19 protein-coding genes are annotated in these 20847 nt (G+C 54.4%); 11 read left to right on the forward strand and 8 right to left on the reverse strand.

All coding sequences use genetic code 11. The features are described 5' to 3' along the window. The first annotated feature begins 67 nt into the window (after positions 1 to 67). The gene (locus tag ABLV66_RS00905; RefSeq protein WP_063447255.1) at positions 68 to 895 is read left to right on the forward strand and encodes a protein bax; all 828 of its coding nucleotides are present in this window, start codon (positions 68 to 70) and stop codon (positions 893 to 895) included. A gap of 43 nt (positions 896 to 938) precedes the next feature. Here the strand turns inward: ABLV66_RS00905 and xylR are convergent, their stop codons facing one another. From xylR to xylF, 4 genes are all read right to left on the reverse strand, one after another. Then, entirely contained in the window at positions 939 to 2117 is a 1179-nt protein-coding gene (gene xylR, locus ABLV66_RS00910) for a D-xylose utilization transcriptional activator XylR (RefSeq protein ID WP_045390709.1), read from the reverse strand. A 123-nt stretch (positions 2118 to 2240) separates the two neighbouring features. Beyond that, complete coding sequence (gene xylH, locus ABLV66_RS00915) at positions 2241 to 3422, reverse strand: xylose ABC transporter permease XylH (RefSeq protein WP_047047728.1); 1182 nt, start codon at positions 3420 to 3422, stop codon at positions 2241 to 2243. Further along, positions 3400 to 4941, reverse strand: coding sequence for a xylose ABC transporter ATP-binding protein (locus tag ABLV66_RS00920; protein ID WP_045390714.1), 1542 nt, complete (start codon positions 4939 to 4941; stop codon positions 3400 to 3402). The genes xylH and ABLV66_RS00920 overlap by 23 nt, the downstream gene beginning before the upstream one ends. A gap of 64 nt (positions 4942 to 5005) precedes the next feature. Further along, a complete protein-coding gene (gene xylF / locus ABLV66_RS00925) occupies positions 5006 to 6001 on the reverse strand; it encodes a D-xylose ABC transporter substrate-binding protein (RefSeq protein WP_045390717.1) in 996 nt (331 codons plus the stop codon). 372 nt (positions 6002 to 6373) lie between these two features. Between xylF and xylA the strand changes: the two genes are divergently transcribed. The 4 genes from xylA (at position 6374) to yiaA (ending at position 10267) form a co-directional block, all read left to right on the forward strand. Beyond that, positions 6374 to 7696 carry a xylose isomerase gene (gene xylA / locus ABLV66_RS00930; RefSeq protein ID WP_348876598.1) on the forward strand — a complete coding sequence of 441 codons (1323 nt, stop codon included), beginning with the start codon at positions 6374 to 6376 and terminating at the stop codon, positions 7694 to 7696. A 94-nt stretch (positions 7697 to 7790) separates the two neighbouring features. Continuing rightward, the gene (gene xylB, locus ABLV66_RS00935; protein ID WP_047047735.1) at positions 7791 to 9245 is read left to right on the forward strand and encodes a xylulokinase; all 1455 of its coding nucleotides are present in this window, start codon (positions 7791 to 7793) and stop codon (positions 9243 to 9245) included. 169 nt (positions 9246 to 9414) lie between these two features. Further along, positions 9415 to 9792, forward strand: a complete 378-nt coding sequence (yiaB, locus tag ABLV66_RS00940) for an inner membrane protein YiaB (protein ID WP_045390725.1) — start codon at positions 9415 to 9417, stop codon at positions 9790 to 9792. A gap of 34 nt (positions 9793 to 9826) precedes the next feature. Beyond that, positions 9827 to 10267, forward strand: coding sequence for an inner membrane protein YiaA (gene yiaA, locus ABLV66_RS00945; protein WP_348876597.1), 441 nt, complete (start codon positions 9827 to 9829; stop codon positions 10265 to 10267). 34 nt (positions 10268 to 10301) lie between these two features. Here the strand turns inward: yiaA and ABLV66_RS00950 are convergent, their stop codons facing one another. After that, a complete protein-coding gene (locus ABLV66_RS00950) occupies positions 10302 to 11297 on the reverse strand; it encodes an acyltransferase (protein WP_047047740.1) in 996 nt (331 codons plus the stop codon). A 184-nt stretch (positions 11298 to 11481) separates the two neighbouring features. Here ABLV66_RS00950 and ABLV66_RS00955 point away from each other — a divergent pair, with 184 nt between their 5' ends. The 5 genes from ABLV66_RS00955 to yidD all read left to right on the forward strand — a co-directional run bounded on the left by ABLV66_RS00955 (position 11482) and on the right by yidD (position 17252). Next, positions 11482 to 11781, forward strand: coding sequence for a YsaB family lipoprotein (locus tag ABLV66_RS00955; protein WP_045390734.1), 300 nt, complete (start codon positions 11482 to 11484; stop codon positions 11779 to 11781). A gap of 137 nt (positions 11782 to 11918) precedes the next feature. Beyond that, positions 11919 to 12830 carry a glycine--tRNA ligase subunit alpha gene (gene glyQ / locus ABLV66_RS00960; RefSeq protein ID WP_001168551.1) on the forward strand — a complete coding sequence of 304 codons (912 nt, stop codon included), beginning with the start codon at positions 11919 to 11921 and terminating at the stop codon, positions 12828 to 12830. Between the two features lie 9 nt (positions 12831 to 12839). Next, positions 12840 to 14909, forward strand: a complete 2070-nt coding sequence (glyS, locus tag ABLV66_RS00965) for a glycine--tRNA ligase subunit beta (protein WP_348876596.1) — start codon at positions 12840 to 12842, stop codon at positions 14907 to 14909. Positions 14910 to 15141: 232 nt separating this feature from the next. Further along, positions 15142 to 16761 carry an ABC-F family ATP-binding cassette domain-containing protein gene (locus ABLV66_RS00970; RefSeq protein ID WP_348876595.1) on the forward strand — a complete coding sequence of 540 codons (1620 nt, stop codon included), beginning with the start codon at positions 15142 to 15144 and terminating at the stop codon, positions 16759 to 16761. A gap of 86 nt (positions 16762 to 16847) precedes the next feature. After that, positions 16848 to 17252 carry a membrane protein insertion efficiency factor YidD gene (yidD, locus tag ABLV66_RS00975; RefSeq protein WP_072058237.1) on the forward strand — a complete coding sequence of 135 codons (405 nt, stop codon included), beginning with the start codon at positions 16848 to 16850 and terminating at the stop codon, positions 17250 to 17252. 50 nt (positions 17253 to 17302) lie between these two features. Here yidD and cspE read toward each other — a convergent pair whose 3' ends face one another. From cspE to ABLV66_RS00990, 3 genes are all read right to left on the reverse strand, one after another. Next, the gene (gene cspE, locus ABLV66_RS00980; RefSeq protein ID WP_000014594.1) at positions 17303 to 17515 is read right to left on the reverse strand and encodes a transcription antiterminator/RNA stability regulator CspE; all 213 of its coding nucleotides are present in this window, start codon (positions 17513 to 17515) and stop codon (positions 17303 to 17305) included. A 264-nt stretch (positions 17516 to 17779) separates the two neighbouring features. Further along, positions 17780 to 18070 carry an HTH-type transcriptional regulator gene (locus ABLV66_RS00985; protein ID WP_045390740.1) on the reverse strand — a complete coding sequence of 97 codons (291 nt, stop codon included), beginning with the start codon at positions 18068 to 18070 and terminating at the stop codon, positions 17780 to 17782. 246 nt (positions 18071 to 18316) lie between these two features. Then, a complete protein-coding gene (locus ABLV66_RS00990) occupies positions 18317 to 19675 on the reverse strand; it encodes an MFS transporter (RefSeq protein WP_047067277.1) in 1359 nt (452 codons plus the stop codon). 436 nt (positions 19676 to 20111) lie between these two features. Between ABLV66_RS00990 and ABLV66_RS00995 the strand changes: the two genes are divergently transcribed. Beyond that, positions 20112 to 20822 carry a DUF3053 domain-containing protein gene (locus ABLV66_RS00995; RefSeq protein WP_045390744.1) on the forward strand — a complete coding sequence of 237 codons (711 nt, stop codon included), beginning with the start codon at positions 20112 to 20114 and terminating at the stop codon, positions 20820 to 20822. Positions 20823 to 20847 lie beyond the last annotated feature (25 nt).

The raw sequence follows: 20847 nt of genomic DNA on the forward strand, positions 1-20847 counted from the left end.
CGATTCAACTATCGATTTTTTGCGAAAAACAAGGTGTTGGAATGAGTAAATCCGACCAGGAGACCTAATGATATCGATTCCCATGCGACGATATGGGGCTGCGATACTCATGTTACTTACCTGTATATTTTCAGGTAGTGTGTTGGCGACAACGCACACAGCAACAAAGAGTCATAAAGCCTCAGTAGTTAAGAAAGTAAAGAAGCCCAGTAGTATCAAGGTTAGCAGTAAACAAGAGTATTCTCGCAATAGTGTAAAGAGCAGTTCACTTCCTGATTTGCGAAAATACCCTTCCGGGACACCAAGGAAAAAAGCGTTTCTCCGGACGGTTATGCCTTACATTACAAAGCAAAATCAAGCGATCACGGCAGATCGTAACTGGCTTGTCTCTAAGCAATACGACGGCCGTTGGTCGCCGAGCGAGCAGGCGCGCCTGAAAGACATCGCCTCACGTTATAAAGTGAAGTGGTCTGGCAATACTCGCCATATACCATGGAACTCGCTGCTTGAGCGTGTCGACATTATTCCGAACAGCATGGTGGCAACCATGGCGGCGGCGGAAAGCGGTTGGGGCACCTCGAAGCTGGCGCGTGAGAACAACAACCTGTTTGGTATGAAGTGTGGCGGCGGTAACTGTCGCGGTGCAATGAAAGGCTACTCCCAGTTTGAATCTGTCGAGCAGTCGGTTCAGGCTTATGTAAAAAACCTGAATACGCACCCGGCTTATTCATCCTTCCGTAAGTCTCGCGCACAGCTGCGTAAGACGGATCAGGAAGTAACTGCCAGCGCGATGATCCACAAGCTGAAGGGATATTCGACAAAAGGGTCGAGCTACAACAACTATCTCTTCGCCATGTATCAGGACAATCAGCGCTTAATTGCCGCTCATATGTAATCATCAATGCCCGGTGCGTAAGCCCGGGCATTTTTCTTTCCCGCTACATCATTACTTCACTGTGCTGGTCGCGGTATTCCTTTGGCGTCACGTCGTACTCTTTCTTAAACACCGAATAGAAATACTGCAGCGACGGATAACCGCACATCTGCGAAATTTCGTTTATCGATAGCGTGGTGGAGACCAGCAGGCTGCGCGCTTTTTCCAGCTTTTCGCTGTGGATCACCGTGTGGATGGTCTCGCCGACCTCTTCTTTAAAGCGTTTCTCCAGATTAGAGCGGGAAATACCGACGGCGTCGAGCACCTGCTCAACCTTAATGCCTTTGCAGGCGTGGTTGCGGATGTAATGCATCGCCTGAATCACCGCAGGGTCGGTGAGTGAGCGATAATCGGTGGAACGCCGCTCAATGACGCGCATCGGCGGCACCAGCAGGCGCTGCAGCGGCAGCGCTTCGTTTTCCATTAAACGGTGCAGTAGTTTCGCCGCCTGGTAGCCCATTTGCCGGGTACCTTGCGCCACGGAAGAGAGCGCGACGCGGGAGAGATAGCGGGTCAATTCTTCGTTATCGATACCGATAACGCACAATTTTTCCGGCACCGGAATATGCAGCAGCTCACAGGCCTGCAGGACGTGACGTGCCCGGGCATCGGTCACGGCGATAATGCCGGTTTGCGGCGGCAGCGTTTGTAGCCAGTCGGCGAGCCGATTTTGCGCATGCTGCCAGTTCTCCGGCGCGGTCTCCAGCCCCTGATAGACCACGCCACGGTATTTTTCTTTGGCGACTAGCTGGCTGAAGGCGTGTTCGCGCTCCATCGCCCAGCGCTTGCCGCTGGAGGTCGGTAGCCCGTAAAAGGCGAAGCGGTTCACGCCTTTTTCTTTCAGATGCAGGAATGCGCTTTCGACCAGCGCGGCATTATCGGTGGCGATATAGTGAACAGGCGGATAGCATTCTGGCTTATGGTAAGAGCCGCCGACGCCGATAATCGGCACTTTGACATCCGCCAGTAGCTTTTCAATCTCCGGGTCGTCGTAATCGGCGATCACGCCATCACCCAGCCACTCTTTGATGTTTTCGATACGCGCGCGAAAATCCTCTTCGATAAAAATATCCCATTCCAGCTGTGATGCCTGCAGATATTCGCCAACGCCTTCAACCACCTGACGGTCATAGGCTTTGTTGGCGTTGAATAACAGCGTAATGCGGTGACGCTTTTCAAACATAGATGATATTCCTGCTCTTACCCCGGTCATACAATACCGGCTAATGCCCGAATTATTTCAAGCGCCTTATTGCGAAGTTTGGCGGTGGCGCAAGTTATTCGGGCATTTTTCATAGTGATACCGTTATGTTCTCCGTTTGGTAGCCGAATCCATCCAGACCGCCAACAGTAAAATGGCGCCTTTGACGATGTATTGCCAGAAGGTGGCGACGTCCATCATGCTCATGCCATTATCCAGCGCCGACATAATAAATGCCCCCATCACCGCGCCAGCAACGCTGCCGACGCCGCCCGCCAGACTGGTGCCGCCAATCACGCAGGCGGCGATAGCGTCCAGTTCGGCGATGTTGCCGGCGGAAGGCGAGCCTGCTCCCAGCCGCGAGCTGAGAATCAACCCGGCGATGGCCACCATCAGGCCGTTAATGGCGAAGACTGCAAGCTTGGTACGCTCGACGTTAATCCCGGAGAGGCGAGCCGCTTCCAGATTGCCGCCAATGGCATAGATGCGGCGGCCAAAAGCGGTGCGGGTCGCCATAAACATGCCCGCCAGCAGCAGAGCGGCGAGTATGAGCACCGGCGTCGGCACGCCGCGATAGTCATTGAGCAGCCAGATAGCGCCCAGCACGATAACCGCGGTGATGGTCTGACGACCAACGGCGCCGCCAGAACTGGTGGTCGCCAGCCCTAACGCCTGTCGGCGCATCCGTCCGCGCCATTGCCAGATGATAAAAGCCGCCATGCCAATAACGCCGATTCCAAAGCCGATGCCGTCCGGTAAATAACTTTGGCCGATTTGCGACATTGCCGGTGTGGTGGGCGAGACGGTGGTACCGTTGGTAATGCCGATTAAAATTCCGCGAAACGCCAGCATGCCGGCAAGGGTCACAATGAAAGAGGGCACCTTACGATAGGCGACCCACCATCCGTTCCACGCGCCGAGCAGTAGCCCCATAACCAACGTAACGAGGATGGTGAGCGGTAGCGGCCAGCCGAGCCAGACGTCGAAAATCGCCGCCGCCCCGCCGAGCAGCCCCATCATCGAGCCGACGGAGAGGTCAATTTCCGCCGAAATGATCACAAACACCATGCCGACGGCGAGGATGCCGGTGATGGCGGTTTGCCGCAGGAGGTTGGAAATATTACGTGCGCTCAAATAGGCGCCGTCGGTAACCCAGGTAAAAAACAGCATAATGGCGATAATCGCGGCGATCATCACGAAAACCTGGAGATTGAGCCCTTTCAGCGCCGGAAAAGCGGTAGGGGCGGATGGGGTGAGTTTGATTTCAGACGACGTGTTTTTCGACATGGCGTTCGCTCCTCAGCGCGGCTTCCATCACCTGTTCCTGGGTCAGACCTTGATTAAGTAAATCGGCCTTAAGCTTGCCTTCGTGCATCACCAGTACCCTATCGCTCAGCCCGAGCACTTCAGGCAGTTCGGATGAGATGACGATGACGGCGATGCCTTGCTGCACCAGTTGATTGATAAGCTTGTAGATTTCGTATTTCGCGCCGATATCGATGCCGCGGGTTGGTTCATCGAGGATCAAGATGCGCGGGTTGAGCAGCAGGCAGCGGGCCAGAATCGCCTTTTGTTGATTGCCGCCGCTCAGGCGGCCAATCGCCAGATCCGGCGATGACGTTTTAATTTTCAGCCGCTGAATCGACTGCTGGATGCAGTGCTGCTCTGCGGCGTCGTCGAGACTGCTCACCGGGCCGGTGAACTGGTTTAACGCCGCGAGAGTGATGTTCTTGCCGACTGCCATCACCGGCACGATGCCGTCTTTTTTGCGATCTTCCGGCACCATGGCGATGCCATGGGCAATCGCCTGTTGGCAATTGTTAATTGTCACCGGTTGGCCATCGATAAAAATGCTTCCCTGCCAGCGCCCCGGCCAGACGCCAAACAGGCACTGTACGGCTTCGGTGCGCCCGGCGCCGACTAACCCGGCGATGCCGAGGATTTCGCCGCGGCGGAGGGTAAATGAGACGTCGTTGACGCGCTTAATATGGCGGTTTACCGGGTGCCATGCGGTGAGATGCTCGACACGCAAGATTTCTTCGCCATGGCTATGGGGTTCGTTTGGATACAGCGCCGTGAGCTCGCGCCCGACCATCATAGTGATGATGTCATCTTCGTTCATTCCGCTGGCGTCGCGGGTGCCAATATGCTGACCGTCACGTATTACGCAGATAGTGTCGGAGATGGCTTTAACTTCATTGAGCTTGTGCGAAATATAAATACAGGCGATACCGTGGTTTTGCAGATCGCGAATAATCGCCAGCAGCGTCGCGGTTTCTTGTTCAGTTAACGATGCCGTGGGTTCATCGAGGATCAGCAAACGTACCTGTTTATTCAGCGCCTTGGCGATCTCGACTAACTGCTGCTGGCCCAGACCTAAATCACCGACGCGGGTATCCGGCGAGATCGATAAATTCACCTGCGCCAACAGCTTCTGGCAGCGCAGGGTCATGGTTTCGTAATCCAGCAGGCCATGGCGTGAGATCTCGGCGCCGAGAAAGATATTTTCCAGCACCGTGAGATGCTTCACCAACGCCAGCTCCTGGTGAATGATGGCGATACCTTTACGCTCGGTATCGCGAATATGATTCGCCTGCAGCGTCTCGCCGGCGAAAATAATTTCACCTTCGTAGCTACCGTGCGGATAGATCCCGCACAGCACTTTCATCAGCGTTGATTTCCCCGAACCATTTTCACCGCATAACGACACCACTTCCCCGGCATTCAGCCGCAGGCTGACGTTATCCACGGCTTTAACCGCGCCGAAGGCTTTGGTGATGTTCTTCATTTCGAGTAACCAGGACATAGAGACTCCGCAAAAGCGATATCCGGCAGGACGAAAATGACGCCCCGTATCGGGGCGTCAGCCATTACAGTTCACTCTTTTTGTGGAAACCGTCTTTAATCACCGTGGCGTCAATATTCTCTTTATTGACTTCAATTGGCGTTAACAGGCGCGAGGGGACATCTTTTAAGCCGTTATTCAACGTGGCGTCGGCCTTGGGTTGCTGGTCGTTGCCTAATTCAACGGCGATTTCGGCAGCGTTGGTGGCAAGGGTGGTGATAGGTTTATAAACGGTCATCGTCTGGGTGCCGGAAATAATACGTTTCACGCCAGCCAAATCGGCGTCTTGCCCGGAGATAGCGACTTTACCCGCCAGCCCCTGGGCGCTTAGCGCCTGGATAGCGCCGCCGGCGGTCGCGTCATTGGAAGCCACTACCGCGTCAATTTTGTTGTTATTCGCCGTCAGCGCGTTTTCCATGATTTTTAACGCATTTTCCGGCAGCCAGCCGTCGACCCACTGATCGCCAACGATCTTAATTTTGCCCTCATCGACATAAGGTTTGAGTACCTTCATCTGGCCGGCGCGGAACAGTTTGGCGTTATTATCCACCGGCGAGCCGCCCATCAGGAAATAATTACCCTGCGGCACTTTGTCAACCAGACTTTGGGCCTGCATTTCACCGACTTTTTCATTATCGAAAGAAATATAAAAATCGATGTCAGCATTATTAATCATGCGATCGTAGGCGAGGACTTTAATTCCCTCTTGTTTTGCTTCCTTAATAACGTTGCTGAGCACCTGGCCGTTGTAAGGAATAATCACTAAAACATCGACGCCGCGGTTGATCATATTTTCAATTTGCGACATTTGCGTTTCTTCGTTGCCATTGGCGGACTGCACAAATACTTTGGCGCCTAAGGATTCTGCTTTATTAACGAAAATATCGCGATCTTTTTGCCAGCGTTCCAGACGAAGGTCGTCGATGGCCATCCCAATCTTAACTTCTTTAGCCATACCCGCCATGCTGGCGAGAAGGAGCGATGAGGCGCAGAGCGTAAGGCAAAGGTTCTTTATCTTCATAATAACGATACCTTTTCAAAGGGTAGGTAAGGCGTACAGGAATAAACTTCAGGTTGCAGATACGTTGCAGATTCTTAACGGGGAAGCGAGGGCTGGCAATTACCTGTTCTTATTTTCGCATTATGAAATTTAGTTTGTTTTGTAATTTATGACCGCGATCGTATTTTATTCAAGAGTATGCAGATTATTTCATTCTTCTTCCATCATAGGATTCCAGAAATGATGCGGAGAGGAATTATTTTTGCGAGCTGGCGCACGTTTGTGGATTCTCTCAATGGCGGTGTGAAATAACGTAATTGAGGAAGGCGAAAGTGGAATTCTATATTGGCGTATAACTTGTTACTCGCCGCACCCCTGAATATGGAGTTCTCTATGCAGACCTATTTCGATCAACTCGAACGCGTTCGTTATGAAGGCCCGAAATCGACTAACCCGCTGGCTTTCCGCCACTACAATCCGGATGAATTAGTACTGGGTAAACGCATGGAAGACCACCTGCGTTTCGCCGCCTGCTATTGGCACACTTTCTGCTGGAATGGCGCGGATATGTTTGGCGTGGGGTCCTTCGATCGACCATGGCAGCAGCCGGGCGAAGCGCTGGAAATGGCGAAGCGTAAAGCCGAAGTGGCATTTGAGTTTTTCCATAAGTTGAATGTGCCGTATTACTGCTTCCATGATGTCGACGTTTCTCCGGAAGGCGCTTCGCTGAAAGAGTACAGCAACAACTTCGCGCAGATGGTGGACGTGCTGGCGGAAAAACAGCAGCAGAGCGGCGTCAAACTGCTGTGGGGGACGGCAAACTGCTTTACCAACCCGCGTTATGGCGCAGGGGCGGCGACTAACCCCGATCCGGTAGTCTTTAGCTGGGCGGCGACTCAGGTAGTCACCGCAATGAATGCGACCCACAAGTTGGGTGGTGAAAACTATGTTCTGTGGGGCGGTCGCGAAGGCTATGAAACCCTGCTTAATACCGACCTGCGTCAGGAACGCGAGCAGATCGGCCGCTTTATGCAGCTGGTGGTTGAGCACAAACACAAAATTGGTTTCCAGGGCACCCTGCTGATCGAGCCGAAGCCGCAGGAGCCGACCAAGCACCAGTATGATTATGATGCCTCCACGGTTTATGGATTCCTGAAACAGTTTGGTCTGGAAAAAGAGATTAAACTGAACATTGAAGCCAACCACGCCACCCTTGCCGGCCACTCTTTCCATCACGAAATCGCGACGGCTATTGCGCTGGGCCTGTTCGGTTCGGTTGATGCTAACCGCGGCGATGCGCAGCTTGGCTGGGATACCGACCAGTTCCCGAACAGCGTGGAAGAGAACGCCCTGGTGATGTATGAGATCCTCAAAGCGGGCGGCTTCACCACCGGCGGCCTGAACTTTGATGCTAAAGTTCGTCGCCAGAGCACCGACAAATACGACCTGTTCTACGGTCATATCGGTGCGATGGACACCATGGCGCTGTCGCTGAAGGTCGCGGCGCGCATGATTGAAGATGGCGAGCTGGATAAACGCGTGGCAAAACGCTACGCCGGCTGGAACGGTGAATTGGGCCAGCAGATCCTTAAAGGCCAGATGACCCTGACCGACATCGCGCACTATGCGACTCAGCACAACCTGGCGCCGCAGCACCACAGCGGACATCAGGAACTGCTGGAAAACCTGGTGAATCATTACCTGTTCGATAAGTAATGCCGACAAAAGCGCCCGCTAAATCCGGGCGCTGGCTGTAACCATTTTTGCTGCGCCACGCTTTGCCGTGGCGTTCGTGTTAAGGAGACGCTGCATGTATATCGGGATTGATTTAGGGACCTCGGGCGTAAAAGCCATTCTGCTCAATGAACAGGGCGACGTACTGGCGACGCATACCGAAAAACTGACCGTCTCGCGCCCACATCCGCTCTGGTCCGAACAAGATCCCGAACAGTGGTGGCAGGCGACGAATACCGCGATGCAAGCGCTGGGATCGCAACACGCTCTGCGTGAGGTAAAAGCCTTAGGGATCGCCGGACAAATGCATGGCGCCACGCTGCTCGATAAACAGCAACGGGTGCTGCGTCCGGCGATTTTGTGGAATGATGGCCGCTGCGGCGAAGAGTGCATGCTGCTGGAAGAAAAAGTCGGCGCTTCGCGGCAAATCACCGGTAACCTGATGATGCCGGGCTTTACGGCGCCTAAGCTGCTGTGGGTGCAGCGTCATGAAACCGATATCTTTAAACAGGTTGATAAGGTCCTGTTGCCGAAAGATTATCTGCGGCTACGCATGAGCGGTGAATTCGCCAGCGATATGTCCGACGCCGCCGGCACGATGTGGATGAACGTCGCGCGTCGTGACTGGAGCGATGAGATGCTCGCCGCCTGCGGGCTCAGCCGCGACAATATGCCGTCGCTATTTGAAGGCTGTGAGGTGACCGGCCAACTGCGTGCTGAGGTAGCCCAGGCGTGGAATATGCCGCGGGCGCTGGTGGTTGCGGGCGGCGGTGATAACGCCGCAGGCGCTGTCGGCGTTGGCATGGCCGATGCCGGGCAGGCGATGTTATCGCTGGGAACCTCCGGCGTCTATTTCGCCGTCAGCGATGGTTTTCTGAGTAAACCGGAAAGCGCGGTGCATAGTTTCTGCCACGCGCTGCCGGGCCGCTGGCATCTGATGTCGGTGATGCTCAGCGCCGCGTCTTGTCTGGATTGGGCGGCGAAGTTGACCGGCCTTGGCAGCGTACCGGCGCTGCTCGCCGCGGCGCAGGCGGCGGCCGAAAATGCCGATCCGGTGTGGTTTCTCCCCTATCTTTCCGGCGAGCGTACCCCGCACAACAATCCGCAGGCTAAAGGCGTGTTCTTCGGCCTTACCCATCAACATGGTCCCGCCGAACTGGCGCGGGCGGTGCTTGAAGGGGTGGGTTACGCGCTGGCCGACGGTATGGATGTTGTGCACTCCTGCGGCGTGAAACCGGAAAGCGTCACTCTTATCGGCGGCGGCGCGCGGAGCGCATACTGGCGGCAAATGCTCGCCGATATTAGCGGGCAGCAGCTGAATTTCCGCACCGGCGGCGATGTCGGCCCGGCGTTAGGCGCGGCAAGATTGGCGCAGCTGGGCGTTCATCAAGGTGCGGCTTTCTCTGACCTCCTGCCGCAGCTGCCGCTGGAGCAGGCGCACTTGCCTGATGCTCAACGGTTTGCCCGTTATGCGCCGCGTCGTGAAACATTCCGCCAGATCTATCAGCAGCTTAAGCCACTGATGTCATAAGATGTTCTCGCCCCATTTATTGGGGCGAATTCCCTTTCTGAATGATTCACTTTGCATTGATTTAATTCACATATTTATTTATTCCGAATTGTGGATTTCAATTCGCTGAAACCGCCGCAACTGGCAATTCCCCGGTCATAATGAGCGTTACGATGGCCAGGGAGGCGCAATGAAATTAAAACGTACGACGGCAAGATTGGTCATGCTGCTGGGCTCGCTGGTTTACTTAATCGGCATCTGGCGAACGTGTCCGCTATTCAGCGGCAAAGGGTACTTTCTTGGTGTGCTGGTGATGGGGATGTTTGCCGTGCTCACGCATCAGCGAACGGAGCTGGAAGCGCAGCGAGACGACGATTTTATCTCTCTGTGCCGGCTGGTGCTGTTGCTATCGGTGGGATTGCTGCTGGTCGGCGCCTGGTTTGTCCCCGCGCCGTGGCGTGAAAAAAGCATTTACGTGATGGCATGGTTTGTCTGTATGTATGGCGCTTCAGCGATATCTTATCCCGCCAAAGTCGCGGATAAAGCTCGCAATAGCTCAGTGGAATAAGCTGTCAGTCGACAGCGAAGAGAGGTAGTCAGTAATGGAAATGAAAGCGACGACATATTCACCCGCGTTTCACCTGATCTCATGGATTGCGCTGGTGGGCGGTATCCTCGTGTATTTGATTGGCCTGTGGAACGCGCCAATGGAGCTCAATGAAAAGGGCTACTATTTTGCCGTATTGGTATTGGGTCTTTTTTCCGCCGCTTCTTATCAGAAAACGGTACGTGATAAATACGACAAAATTCCAACCACCGCTATGTATTACATGTCCTGCCTGATCGCCTTCGTGATTGCGATAGGCCTGCTGGTAGTGGGATTGTGGAACGCAACGCTGATGTTAAGCGAGAAAGGCTTCTATGGCCTGGCATTCTTTTTGAGCCTGTTCGGCGCGGTAGCAGTACAGAAGAATATTCGTGACGCCTGGGATCGCTCGCCGTTAAGCGAGGGGAACGCAGTAATCGAAGAGGCCGCAGAGTAACCGACGGCGCCCGCGTTGAACGGCGGGCGCTTTTTTAGCTCACTAACCGGCGGCGGTCAATTCGCTGCACCAGTACAGACAGCGCCAGGCTACCCAAGAGCGCAGCGGCGAAAATCCATACAATATCCAGTAATGGCCAGCGGCTAAGCTCAAGACCACTTGCGCGCAGCGCGTGTATAAACAGCGCGTGAAAACCATAAATGCCTAACGAATGTCTGGAAATTAACGCAATACCCGGGAGCTCGCGATTATTGAGGATGTTTTTGCCCAGCGTCAGCAACGAGGTCGCGCAGACAAATACTGCTGGTCCGCAATAAAGATACCAGGTATCGCCGAAATCGCCGCGCCATTGCAGTTCATGCAGCGTGCCGCGTGAAATAACCCACACCGCGGCGGTAAACAGCAGCGCGCACAGCAGGGTTAATCCTCTTCTGTCAGTGTTCATAGCGCCGATCGCCCGGCCCAGTATCCCGTACAGTACGTAGTAAAAGGTATCGCCGTTGATATAAAGATTGATCGGTAGCCATTCAATGCCGCCGGCTTTAATACTTACCGTATTAGGGTTGGCGATGAGGCCAATCACCAGCATCAGCGCCAGCAGCATTTTGCCGCTGACCTGCTTCACCTGAATCAGCGGCGAGAGCAGATAAATCACCACAATGGCAAAGAAAAACCACAGGTGATAAAACACCGGCTTCTGCAGTAAGTTTTTTAATGACAGCCCAACGTTGATATGGGTAAACAGGGTGATATAGAGCAGCGCCAGCGCGCTGTAGAACAGGATACACAGCACGATGCGCAGATAATGACGCGGCTGGGCGCTGCGTTCGCCAAAAAAAAGATAACCTGAAATCATGAAAAAAAGCGGGACGCTGACGCGCGATGCCGAGTTAAGCAGGTTAGCGATATCCCATTCAAACAGGCTGATGCTATGCGGATGGGTAATATACCAGGTGGTGCTGTGAATCATCACGACCATCAGACATGCTATGCCGCGCAAGTTGGTAATCCAGCTTATTTTTTCCTGCATCTGTACCTCATGGCTCCTGCGTAAAAAGAGTCTGACTCCCGTAGTTTGTCGTCATCACAATGGAATATTCTGAGTTTATCGCCACACTCTTGTAGAGCATCAGTGAGATTCGCAAAATGTTTGTCTGGGTTTACATGGTCTGCACGATAACAATTGGCTAACAAGGCGGTTGAGAAAAATAGTGATGAAATATTTCGTATCAGTCCTGGTGGCGCTGCTGCTGGTCGGCTGCAGCCAGACACCTGCTCAACCTGTCCAAAAAGCGCAAAAGGCACGTATCACGCCGCAAACGACGCTGAATATGGAAAAACTATGCAAGGATCAGGCGGCGTTACGTTATAGCACAGACACCCGTCGCGTCGACGTCAATCATTTCGAGCAGTTCCAGGCGAGCTATGAGCTTTCCGGCCTGACTTCGCGGAATGAACGTTTTATCTGTTCTTTTGATCCGGACGGCCAGTTTTTGCATCTTTCTATGCGCTAAATGCGGCTTGAACGCCGCATGATGGCGCCGCTTTGCTCAAATTTCGCTAAACAAAGGCGTTTCATACTGTATATCTCGCAGCCAGCGGGTATACTGATCCCTTCCTTTAAATCCACACGTATCCAGCACGAAATAATATGCAAAAGTTTGATACCAGGACCTTCCAGGGCCTGATCCTGACCTTACAGGATTACTGGGCTCGTCAGGGCTGCACCATTGTTCAACCACTGGACATGGAAGTTGGCGCCGGCACCTCCCACCCGATGACCTGCTTACGCGCGTTGGGGCCAGAGCCGATGGCGACCGCCTACGTGCAGCCTTCTCGTCGCCCGACCGACGGTCGCTATGGCGAAAACCCGAACCGCTTACAGCACTATTACCAGTTCCAGGTGGTGATTAAGCCGTCTCCGGACAACATTCAGGAATTGTACCTCGGATCTCTGAAAGAGCTGGGTATGGATCCGACCATCCACGACATCCGCTTCGTTGAAGATAACTGGGAAAACCCGACGCTGGGCGCCTGGGGGCTGGGTTGGGAAGTGTGGCTGAACGGTATGGAAGTGACGCAGTTCACTTACTTCCAGCAGGTTGGCGGCCTGGAATGTAAACCGGTTACCGGTGAAATCACTTACGGCCTGGAGCGTCTGGCGATGTACATCCAGGGCGTGGACAGCGTCTACGATCTGGTCTGGAGCGATGGCCCGCTGGGCAAAACCACCTACGGCGACGTGTTCCACCAGAACGAAGTGGAACAATCCACCTATAACTTTGAATATGCGGACGTAGACTTCCTGTTCACCTGCTTCGAGCAGTACGAGAAAGAAGCGCAGCAACTGCTGGCGCTGGAAAACCCGCTGCCGCTTCCTGCCTACGAACGTATTCTCAAAGCCGCCCATAGCTTTAACCTGCTGGATGCGCGTAAAGCCATCTCCGTCACCGAGCGTCAGCGCTATATTCTGCGCATCCGCACCCTGACCAAAGCAGTGGCAGAAGCTTACTATGCTTCCCGTGAGGCCCTGGGCTTCCCGATGTGCAACAAAGACAAATAAGAGGCGGCCATGTCTGAGAAAACTTTCCTGGTGGAGATCGGCACCGAAGAGCTGCCACCAAAAGCACTGCGCAGCCTGGCTGAATCCTTCGCTGCCAACTTTACTGCGGAACTGGACAACGCTGGCCTTGCGCACGGCGCCGTCGAATGGTTTGCCGCGCCGCGCCGCCTGGCGCTGAAAGTGGCGAATCTGGCCGCCTCGCAGCCGGATCGCGAAGTCGAAAAACGCGGCCCGGCCATTGCCCAGGCGTTTGACGCGGAAGGTAAACCAAGCAAAGCGGCCGAAGGCTGGGCGCGCGGCTGTGGAATCACCGTCGATCAGGCTGAACGTCTGACCACCGATAAAGGCGAATGGCTGTTGTATCGTGCCCACGTTAAAGGTGAAAGCGCGCAGACTCTGCTGCCGAACATGGTTGCAACCTCGCTGGCGAAGCTGCCGATCCCGAAACTGATGCGCTGGGGCGCTTCTGACGTTCACTTCGTGCGTCCGGTACACACTGTGACCCTGCTGTTGGGCGATCAGGTTATTCCGGCGACCATTCTGGGCATCGCTTCCGACCGTATCATCCGTGGACATCGCTTTATGGGCGAGCCGGAATTCACCATCGACAATGCCGATCAGTATCCGCAGATTCTGCTGGAGCGCGGTAAAGTGATGGCGGACTACGCCGAGCGTAAAGCCAAAATCAAAGCGGACGCTGAAGCGGCGGCGCGTAAGATTGGCGGTAAAGCTGACCTGAGCGAAAGCCTGCTGGAAGAAGTGACCTCTCTGGTCGAGTGGCCGGTAGTGCTGACGGCGAAGTTTGAAGAGAAATTCCTCGCGGTGCCATCCGAAGCGCTGGTTTACACCATGAAGGGCGACCAGAAGTACTTCCCGGTCTATGCTAACGACGGCAAACTGCTGCCGAACTTCATCTTCGTGGCGAATATCGAGTCCAAAGATCCGCAGCAGATCATCTCCGGTAACGAGAAGGTCGTTCGTCCGCGTCTGGCGGATGCCGAGTTCTTCTTCAATACCGACCGTAAAAAACGTCTGGAAGATAACCTGCCGCGTCTGGAAACCGTGCTGTTCCAACAGCAGCTGGGAACCCTGCGCGACAAGACCGATCGCATTCAGGCGCTGGCGGGCTGGATTGCCGAGCAAATCGGCGCTGACGTTAACCATGCGACCCGCGCGGGTCTGCTGTCCAAGTGTGACCTGATGACCAATATGGTCTTCGAGTTCACCGACACGCAGGGCGTGATGGGGATGCACTACGCGCGTCATGACGGCGAAGCGGAAGACGTCGCAGTGGCGCTGAACGAGCAGTATCAGCCGCGTTTTGCCGGCGATGCGCTGCCGTCTAACCCGGTTGCCTGCGCGGTGGCTATTGCCGACAAGATGGACACCCTGGCGGGTATTTTCGGTATCGGCCAGCATCCGAAAGGCGATAAAGACCCGTTTGCGCTGCGTCGTGCCGCGCTGGGCGTGCTGCGTATCATCGTTGAGAAGAACCTGAATCTCGATCTGCAAACGCTGACCGAAGAAGCGGTGCGTCTGTACGGCGAGAAACTCACTAACGCCAACGTCGTTGATGACGTCATCGACTTCATGCTGGGACGCTTCCGCGCCTGGTATCAGGACGAAGGCTACGGCGTTGACACTATTCAGGCGGTACTGGCGCGTCGTCCGACTCGCCCGGCGGATTTCGATGCGCGCATGAAGGCCGTATCGCACTTCCGTACGCTGGAAGAGTCCTCCGCCCTCGCGGCGGCAAACAAGCGCGTATCCAACATCCTGGCGAAATCCGACGAGACCCTGAACGATATCGTTCATGCCTCGGTGCTGAAAGAAGCGGCGGAAATCAAGCTGGCCGGTAATCTGGTGGTGCTGCGTGATAAGCTGCAGCCATACTTCGCCGAAGGCCGTTATCAGGATGCGCTGATTGAGCTGGCTGCGCTGCGCGAGCCGGTTGATGAGTTCTTCGAAAATGTGATGGTTAACGCTGAAGACAAAGATGTCCGCATCAACCGTCTGACGCTGCTGTCCAAACTGCGCGAGCTGTTCCTGCAGGTTGCGGATATTTCGCTGCTGCAGTAACTATCTCGAGAAAGGTCAAAAGCCTGCCATCCGGCAGGCTTTTTTTTGCTTTATCGCGATGGTGAAAAAATAATCTTGAAATCCAGGCTCGGGCCTGGCTATCCTATGTCCCGACGAATCCCTCGTCTCACTGGAGCGCACACGACAAATGAACAAACACGACTGATGAATTTCACGCCTTACCTTGCAGACGCTGCGGGTAGGGGAGTATTGATTTCATTCAGGAGTGCTTATGGCTCATTGCGCCCACACCCCCTCATTTGTTTTACATCAGGTCACCTGTCAGTTCGCGACGGGACAGACGCTTTTTGGGCCGCTGAATTTATCGCTGGAACCGTTGCTTTGCGGCCTTGTTGGACGCAACGGCGTTGGCAAGACACGCCTGTTGCGTCTGCTGGCGGGCCTCGATTCTCCTTCCGGCGGACATATCGAACGGTCGGCTACGGTTGCCTGGGTGGCGCAGCAGCCGACCCTCACGGCCGGGACCACCATTGCCTCGCTACTGGGTTATGCACCGCTATTTGACGCTTTGTCCCGTCTTGAACAGGGGAAAGGACTGGCAGATGACTTCGAACTGTTAGATGGTCGTTGGGATCTGCCCGATCGCCTGAGTTCAGCCTTTCGCGATGCCGATCTCCCGGCATTCTCCGCCGATCGTCCCGCTTTTTCGCTCAGCGGCGGCGAACGGATGAAGGCGCTGCTGTGCGGCGCATTTGTTTCCGGCACGGACTATCTGTTGCTGGATGAACCCACGAATCATCTCGATCGTCAGGGCAGGGAGTGGCTGTATCAGCAGCTGGAAATCTGGCGGGGCGGGGCATTAATCGCCAGCCACGACCGTGAATTACTGGCTCGGATGTCGAAGATTATTGAGCTAACGCCGGCGGCGCTGCGCAGCTATGGCGGTAATTATGCCGCATATCAGCAGCAGCGCGAAGCGGAGCAACAGGCCGCCCGAGCGGCGCTGGAGCATGCCGCTATCGAACGGCGGCGCACCCGGGCGCGGATGCAAAAGGAGCATGATGCGGCCCAGCGGCGATCGGCGCAGACGCTGCGTACTGTCGATACGCTGAATATCGCCTCTTTCGAACGTGTGAAGTACAAGGGGGCCGCAAAAGAGCGCCCGGGCACGCTGCGCCGTCAGCATCGTGAACAGAACAGCAGCCTGAATGCCGCCGTGCAGCAGGCGTGGGAGCGGGTAGAAGAAGATAGTCCGGTGATGTTCACGCTACCGGGCAGTGAAGTGGCCGCCGGCAAGCAGGTACTGGTACTGGAATCACTGCAGTTAGCTCACTCATCCACCGCGCCGCTCGACTGGCGGGTGGATGGCCCGATGCGTATCGCGCTAAAGGGGCCAAACGGCTGTGGCAAAACAACATTGTTGAAAACCCTGGTGGGGCTGGAGCAGGCAACCTCTGGCGATGTTCGGCTGTCGGTGAGCGCGGCGTATCTCGATCAGCATCTGACGCAGCTGGATTTATCACTATCGGCAATGGAGCACCTGAACTTAGGAAACACTCCGCTGGATGAAGGAATGCTGCGTAGCCGTCTGGCGCAGCTCCAGCTGGGGGCTGACAAGGTCAGCCTTCCGCTGGCGGCGTTAAGCGGCGGCGAGCGACTGAAAGCGGCGCTTGCCTGCGCGCTCTGGCGGCGGGACTCAACACAACTTCTGTTACTGGATGAGCCGACCAATCACCTCGATCTGGCGTCGACCCAGGCAATTGAAAGCGCGCTGGCGGCGTTTCCCGGCGCGATGCTGGTGGTATCGCATGACGAGGTATTTTTACAAGGCCTGAAATTGACCCATTGCCTGGAGTGGCGGGATACGGGCTGGCATTTCACTGTCATTTAAAAGTGGTCGTTTTTAGGAATTCATTTATACCTGTCGGTCGATCGGGAGGGATATGATGACTGATAGCCAGTACATTTTAGGTATATATGGACAACCTAATTTTAAAATTAATTGTTTTCTATCAACGGATTGTCTCTCCCCGTAAGGGCTACCGCTGCGCCTATAGCGTTTTACATCATACGCAGGGTTGTTCAGGTGCGGTAAAAGACATTATTCATAACAAAGGCGTCGTTGACGGTTGGCGAGAAATTCGTCAGCGATTCGCCGACTGTCGGGTGGCTGCGGAAACCCTACAGCAACAAAAACTCGCGGCTAACCCAGCGGGTAAAAAAAGACGTAAACCGGGAAGAAAGCGCGATGCTTGCGATGGTTGTGATGTTGTCACTGGCTGCGACGGTAAGTGCTGTTCCCACCTGGTGCCGGATAAGCTGCCGGATCTGGATTGTCCTTGCGACTGTTTATCAGTGAGATTGTGGCGCCGGAATAGATAAAAAAAATCCCCGCCATAAGGCAGGGATTTATTATTCTTAGCGGCTTGAACTTACAGAGAAGTTACGTTGCCAGCTGCCGGGCCTTTAGCGCCGCTTTCGATGGTGAAGGAAACTTTCTGACCTTCGTCCAGGGATTTGTAGCCATCGTTCTGGATAGCAGAGAAGTGTACGAACACGTCTTTAGAGCCATCGTCAGGAGTGATGAAGCCGAAGCCTTTGTCAGCGTTGAACCATTTTACGATACCAGTCATTTTACCGGACATAGTGAATTACCTTTAAAAAAATTAGTGAGCCTTGCGGCGTAGTGGTCTGGACTACAGATTTAAAGCGATAAAGGGAAAGTTCACTACGGGGATATCTAATGGATAACCTTTGAAGGACTGCTCTATTCGACTGCTCTGTGGTCTGTACATCAAACCTGCGAGCATTAACGCATGTTCTCAGTCGGATAGCAAACTTTTTTTCATCAGGATATAAAACGGCCCTGCATCAGGACCGTTACCAAAAGAAGATAGTAAACCAGTTTTTCAATCTATTAGCTGCCTTGAGAGCTGCGGATTGGCCATCATCAGGCGCATCAGTTTGAGTTCCGTGGATGACGGTTTTACCCGTCGCGACTCCCACTCTTCGACCATTGCGACGCTGACGCCCATGGCATTGGCGAAATCATCGGTCTTAAGCCCTGTGCCTTTACGCAGCCGTTCAAATTCATTAAAAACGCTTGGTGTACGGGCAAGCGTGGCCGTTTGCGGCTGATCTTTAAAAACAATTTGTTCCAGGTTACTCAACAAATCAAATACGGGATCTTTATATTCCATTGAGAGCTCCTATTCTGTCTCACTGCGGAGAGGAAAATACATCGAGCCATTTAAGAATAGTCGCAAAAGTAAGGAAAATAATAACCGCAGTGATTATTTGTTGGCGTGGTTTCGTTAATCACCCGGAAAAGCGGCGTGCGTAAAAGCTAAGATGATGATTCCTAACATCGACAGCGGCTTTAGAAAATTTATGTAAATGATGGTTTGCGGCAAGAAAAAGCCAGCGCAGAGCGCTGGCTGGATTGATTAGGCTTTTTGTAAATTCTTGCTGTCATTTTCGCTGACGGTTGGCTGGCGCTGGCTCATTTTGTATTTCACCAGCAGAGCGATGGCGGATAAAAACGCCGGGATCGCCAGCATCGTGAAGATGGTTTCAAACGACAATTGCGCCTGCATCAGGAAAGCGCCGCTGAAGGCGCCGAGGATCCCGCCGAAGCGGCCGATACCGAGCATCCAGGCAACGCCGGTGGCACGGCCCTGGGTTGGATAGAACCCGGCAGCCAGCGCCGGCATTGATGATTGCGCGCCGTTCATAATGCTGCCGGCGATGAACACCATCACTCCCATCAGCAGCAGATTGCTGGTTGAGAAACCGACCAGGCAAACAAAGACGCCGGTGAGCAGCCAGCCGACGGCAACCACCTTGTTAGGGTTGATCTTGTCCATTAGCGCGCCGAGGATCAATACGCCAATCCCGCCGCCGAGCGGGAACAGCGCGGTGATGATAGAAGCCTGGCTCATCGAGGCGCCGGTTTCGCGGATCAGCAGCGGTAGCCAGCTGGTCAGCAGATAGAAAATCAATAATCCCATAAAATAGGTCAGGCACAGCATCACGGTGCCCACGGCGTAGCGCGGGGAGAAAATCACGCCAATGGCCGACTTTTCCTTCACCTGGCCTGCTTCACGTAGCTCAAATTCAACCGCATCCGGCAGCGGCGCGATACGCTTCAGGATGGCGGCGATGCGTTGTGCCGGCTGCCGTTTCACGACCATATAGCGGGCGGATTCCGGCAGCAGGAACATTAACGCCACGGCCAGCAGCAGCGGCATCACGCCGCCAAGCACCAGCACGCTTTGCCAGCCATAGTGCGGGATCATCCAGGCTGACAGGAAGCCCCCGAGCGACGATCCCATCGGGAAGCCGACGAACATCAGGTTTACCATCAGCGCGCGGCGGCGTTCCGGAGCATATTCGCTCATTAGCGTCGCGGCATTCGGCATTGCCGCGCCTAAGCCCAACCCGGTGAGGAAGCGTAATAATGTCAGTTGGTTCAGGCTGCTGGCAAACGCGGTTAACAAACTAAAGCCGCCGAACACCAGGATCGACATAATCAGCACTTTCTTGCGGCCAATACGGTCGGCGAGCGGCCCGGCCGTCAGCGCGCCGACGGCGAGCCCGACCAGAGCGGCGCTCATTACCGGGCCCAGCGCGGATTTCTCAACGCCCCATTCCTGTACCAGGTCTGAAGCAATAAATCCGATAATCGCGGTATCAAATCCGTCCATCGCGACGGTAATAAAACATAAGGCGAGAATCATCCATTGGTACTTAGTGAATGGATGTTCGTTGATAAAAGCCTGAATATCGATGGTTGTTTTCTTCATACGGCATTCCTGGCAGGCTGAGCGGGGGACAGAGGTATTGTTATAGTCTCCCTCGCTATCATTGATGTTGTTTGTGCGATAATCGAACATAACGCCGTTAATCGCTCATTAATCAAACCATTGAACCTGCCTGTAGACAATGTGCCGCCGTCAGGAAGCGTGCGATTATCGTCCGCTTTGCCCAACTCATTCACCGATGATTTTATTAATTTTAATTAAATCAAAAAGATATTTACTATTTTTGCCGGTTAAGTTATCGCGTTAAATGTGATGAACTTAACAGCGGACATGGCTGGCGCCGGGGTGGCAAAAAAGGGCATTTTCCACGGTAAGATTATCAGGAAAGGGTATCCTGCAAGCCCGTCCTGGACTATCCTTGTCAGCGTCTGGCACGCGTGTGCCTGTTTGCGCTTTTTTTGGCTGAAGGAGTAAAAAAATGGCGACAGGAAAGTCCTGCTCTCGCTGGTTTGCGGCCGTTGCGGCCATATTAATGGTGGTTAGCCTGAGTGGGTGTTTTGATAAAGAAGGCGATCAGCGCAAAGCGTTCATCGACTTCCTGCAGAATACGGCGATGCGTAGCGGCGAACGTCTGCCAACGCTTACCGCCGATCAGAAAAAACAGTTCGGCCCCTTCGTTTCCGATTATGCGGTGATTTACGCTTATTCACAGCAGGTCAGCCAGGCGATGGATGCAGGTCTGCGCCCGGTGGTTGATAGCGTTAACGCCATTCGCGTGGCGCAGGATTATACCACTCAGCGTGAACCGCTGCGTCAGGCTAACGGCGCGCTGGGCGTGCTGAGCCAGCAGCTGGAAAACGCCAAAATGCAGGCCGATGCCGCGCATGGCGCGCTGAAGCAGGCTGATGACCTTAAGCCGGTTTATGACCAGGTGTTTAATAAAGTCGTGACGGCGCCGGCGAATGCGCTGCAGCCGCTGATCCCGGCCGCGCAGATCTTTACTCAGCAGCTGGTCCAGGTGGGTGATTTTGTCGCTCAGCAGGGGACGCAGGTGAGCTTCGTGGCCAACGGTATTCAGTTCCCGACGTCACAGCAGGCGAGCCAGTACAATGCGCTGATCGCCCCGCTGGCCGCACAGCATCAGGCCTTTAATCAGGCCTGGACGGCGGCGGTTAACGCCACGCGTTAATCGGTATATCGCTGTTCTCCCGGCT

The organism is Klebsiella sp. CN_Kp073 (assembly GCF_040065495.2).
Classification (GTDB): Bacteria; Pseudomonadota; Gammaproteobacteria; order Enterobacterales; family Enterobacteriaceae; genus Klebsiella; species Klebsiella aerogenes.